3 protein-coding genes are annotated in these 3,576 nt (G+C 76.8%); all 3 read left to right on the top strand.

The genetic code is table 11. The features are described from left to right. On the top strand, positions 1-267 hold a 267-nt coding region (locus ACYVI6_RS18295; RefSeq protein WP_460447729.1), incomplete at its 5' end, for a hypothetical protein. Next, on the top strand, positions 264-1,376 hold the full coding sequence (locus tag ACYVI6_RS18290) for an ATP-binding protein (RefSeq protein ID WP_460447728.1): 1,113 nt from the start codon (positions 264-266) through the stop codon (positions 1,374-1,376). The genes ACYVI6_RS18295 and ACYVI6_RS18290, both read left to right, overlap by 4 nt. 3 nt (positions 1,377-1,379) lie before the next feature. Further along, positions 1,380-3,576 (top strand): DUF5682 family protein (locus tag ACYVI6_RS18285; RefSeq protein ID WP_460447727.1); only part of this gene is annotated, 2,197 nt, incomplete at its 3' end.

Below are 3,576 nucleotides of genomic sequence, written 5' to 3'. Positions count from 1 at the left end.
GCCCGGCTGTCGGCCGTCGTCGACGCGGTGCCGGGGCGGTGGGGCCCGGCGCTCAGGCAGGCGGTGCTGCGCCGGGTGGCCGACGAGGCCGACGCCACGCCGCTGCTCGTCGCCGTCGGCGGTGCGATGGCCACCCACCTCGACCCCGTGGTGCGGCCCGCGCTCGACCGGTGGGCCGAGGGCGCGGGGCCCGCCGTGCGCGAGCGGGTCGCCCGCATCGGCCAGTACCTGACGCTCGTCACCGAGATCCCGGAGGCCTTCCAGTGACCGACCCGACGCCCGCCACCGCCGCCGAGTCGGCCTGCCTGCTGCGGGCGCACGCCGAGGACGCCTACGCCGACGAGCTGCGGGCGCTCGCCGCGGCCGACGACCGGCCGCGCCCCCCGCGCTGGCGGCTGTCGCCGTGGGCGGTGGCGACGTACCTGCTCGGCGGCCGGCTCGACGACGGCACCGAGATCTCGCCGAAGTACCTGGGGTCGCGCCGGGTGGTCGAGATCGCCGTGGCGTCGCTGGCCACCGACCGCGCGCTGCTGCTGCTCGGCGTGCCCGGAACGGCGAAGACCTGGGTCAGCGAGCACCTGGCGGCGGCGGTCAGCGGCGACTCGACGCTCGTCGTCCAGGGCACGGCCGGCACGCCGGAGGAGTCGCTGCGCTACGGCTGGAACTACGCGCGGCTGCTGGCCGAGGGCCCCTCGCGCGGGGCCGTCGTGCCGAGCCCGGTGATGCGCGCGATGGAGCGCGGCGCGCTGGTGCGGATCGAGGAGCTGACCCGCATCCCCGCCGACGTGCAGGACGCGCTCATCTCGATCCTGTCGGAGAAGGCGCTGCCGATCCCCGAGCTCGACGACGAGGTGCAGGCGCTGCAGGGGTTCAACGTGGTGGCCACCGCGAACAACCGCGACAAGGGCGTGAACGACCTGTCGTCGGCGCTGCGCCGCCGGTTCAACACGCTCGTGCTGCCGCTGCCCGACACCCTCGAGCAGGAGGTCGACATCGTGCGCACCCGCGTCGCGGCGGTCGGCCGCTCGCTCGCGCTGCCGGCGGACGTCGAGGCGCTGTCGCAGATCGAGCGGGTGGTCACGATCTTCCGCGAGCTGCGGTCGGGCACCACGCTCGACCAGCGCACCACCGTGCGGTCGCCGAGCGCCACGCTCTCGACCGCCGAGGCGATCTCGGTGATGACGAACGGCGCGGCGCTGGCGGCGCACTTCGGCGACGGCGTCATCCGCGCGGCGGACGTCGCGGCGTCCCTGACCGGCGCCGTCGTCAAGGACCCGGTGCAGGACCGCATCGTCTGGCAGGAGTACCTGGAGACGGTCGTGAAGGACCGCTCCGCGTGGACCGACCTCTACCGCGCCTGCCGCGAGCTCGGTTGATCGATGGCGGTCGTCGAGGTGCTCGGGGTGCGCCACCACGGGCCGGGCTCTGCCCGGTCGGTGCAGCAGGCGCTCGCCGAGCTCGAGCCCGACCTCGTGGTGATCGAGGGCGCGCCCGAGCTCGACGGGCTGCTGCCGCTGGCCGGTGACGCCGACCTCGTGCCGCCGGTCGCCGGGCTCGTGTACGCCGTCGACGCCCCGCGCCGGGCCGCGTTCTACCCGCTGGCGGCGTTCTCGCCCGAGTGGGTCGCGATGCGCTGGGCGGTGCACGGCCGCGTCCCGGTGCGCTTCGCCGACCTGCCCGCCGTCCACTCCCTGGCCGAGGGAGCGGACGACGGCCCGCCCGCCCGGCCGTCGGACGCGATCGGCGTGCTGGCCCGCGCCGCCGGCTACGACGACGCCGAGCGCTGGTGGGAGGACGCCGTCGAGCACCGCCGCTCCTCCTCGCTCGCCCGGTTCGCCGACATCCGCGAGGCGATGGCGCAGGTGCGGGCCGGCGACGGCTTCGGCGACCGCGACCCCGAGAACCTGCGGCGCGAGGCGTCGATGCGCAAGGTGCTGCGGGCCGCGCTTCGGGAGGGGTTCGAGCGGGTCGCGGTGGTGTGCGGCGCCTACCACGCACCGGTGCTGCACCCCGACACCTTCCCGCCGGTGTCGCACGACAACCGTCTGCTGACGAAGCTGCCGCGCACCAAGGTGGCCGTCACCTGGGCGCCCTGGACCGCCGACCGGCTCGCGGTCGAGAGCGGCTACGGCGCCGGCGTCACCGCACCCGGCTGGTACCAGCACCTGTTCGCCTCGTGGGCCGAGCAGGACGCCCACGAGCAGCCCGACCGCGACGCCGTCGTGGCGAGCTGGCTGACCCGGGTGGCGCGCGAGCTGCGGTCGGAGGGGCTGCCCGCGGCGCCGGCGTCCGTCGTGGAGGCGGTGCGGCTGGCCGACGCGCTGGCCACCGTGCGCGGCCGTCCGTCGGTGGGTCTGACCGAGCTCGACGACGCGACGCAGGCCGTGCTGTGCGAGGGGTCGGCGCTGCCGCTGCGGCTGGTGCACAGCCGGCTCGTGGTCGGTGAGCTGCTCGGCCAGGTGCCCGAGGCGGCGCCGCGGGTGCCGCTCGCCCAGGACCTCGAGCGGCTGCAGCGCTCGCTGCGGCTGAAGCCGTCGCCCGCCGAGAGCACCCTGGTGCTCGACCTGCGCCGCGAGTCGCAGCGCGAGCGCTCGGTGCTGCTGCACCGGCTGCGGCTGCTCGGTGTGCCGTGGGGCACGCCGGCCGACGCCGGGCGCACCACCGGCACGTTCAAGGAGGGGTGGACGCTGCGGTGGCGCCCCGAGCTGGCCGTCGACCTCGTCGAGGCCGGGATGCACGGCACGACGGTGCTCGGCGCCGCCACCGCGCTGGTGGCCGAGCGGGCGCAGGAGGCCTCGGACCTGGGGGCGCTGGGCGCGCTGGTCGAGCAGTGCTTCGTGGCCGAGCTGCCCGAGGCGCTGGCCGAGGTGATCGCCGCGCTGGCGGCTCAGACCACCCGCCGGCAGGACGTCGTCGAGCTGCTGGAGGCGATCGAGCCGCTGGCCCGCACCCAGCGGTACGGCGACGTGCGCGAGGCCGACACCGCCCTGGTCGCCGACGTGCTCGACACCGTGGTCACCCGCGCCGCCGTCGACCTGCGCCCCGGCTGCGTCTCGCTCGACGACGAGGCGGCGGCCCGCGTGCGCACCGCGGTCGACGCCGCCCACCGCGGCATCGGCCTGGTCGGCGAGGAGCCCGTCGTGTGGCGCGAGGCGCTGCTCGCGGTGGCGGGCGACGACCGCGTGCACGGCCTGGTGTCGGGCCGGGTGCACCGTCTGCTGCTCGACGGCGGCGCGCTCGACACCGAGGAGGTCGCCCGCCGGCTGAGCCGCCGGTTGTCGACGGGGGCCTCCGCCGTCGCCGGCGCCGCCTGGCTCGACGGGTTCCTGGAGGGCGACGCGGTGCTGCTGCTGCACGACCCCGAGCTGCTCGGCATCGTCGACGCGTGGGTGGCCCGGGTCGACGAGCCGACCTTCGACGACCTGCTGCCGCTGCTGCGCCGCACGTTCTCCCGGCACGAGCGCGCCGACCGGCGGCGGCTCGGCGAGCGGCTGCGGCACCGCGGCGGCGCGGCGCCGGCCGGCTCGGCGTCCCTCGAACCCGACCTCGAGCGCGCCCTGCCCGCGCTGCGCCGGA

The sequence above is a fragment of the Angustibacter aerolatus genome (assembly GCF_054776675.1).
This window is presented reverse-complemented; position numbering and strand designations above follow the sequence as displayed.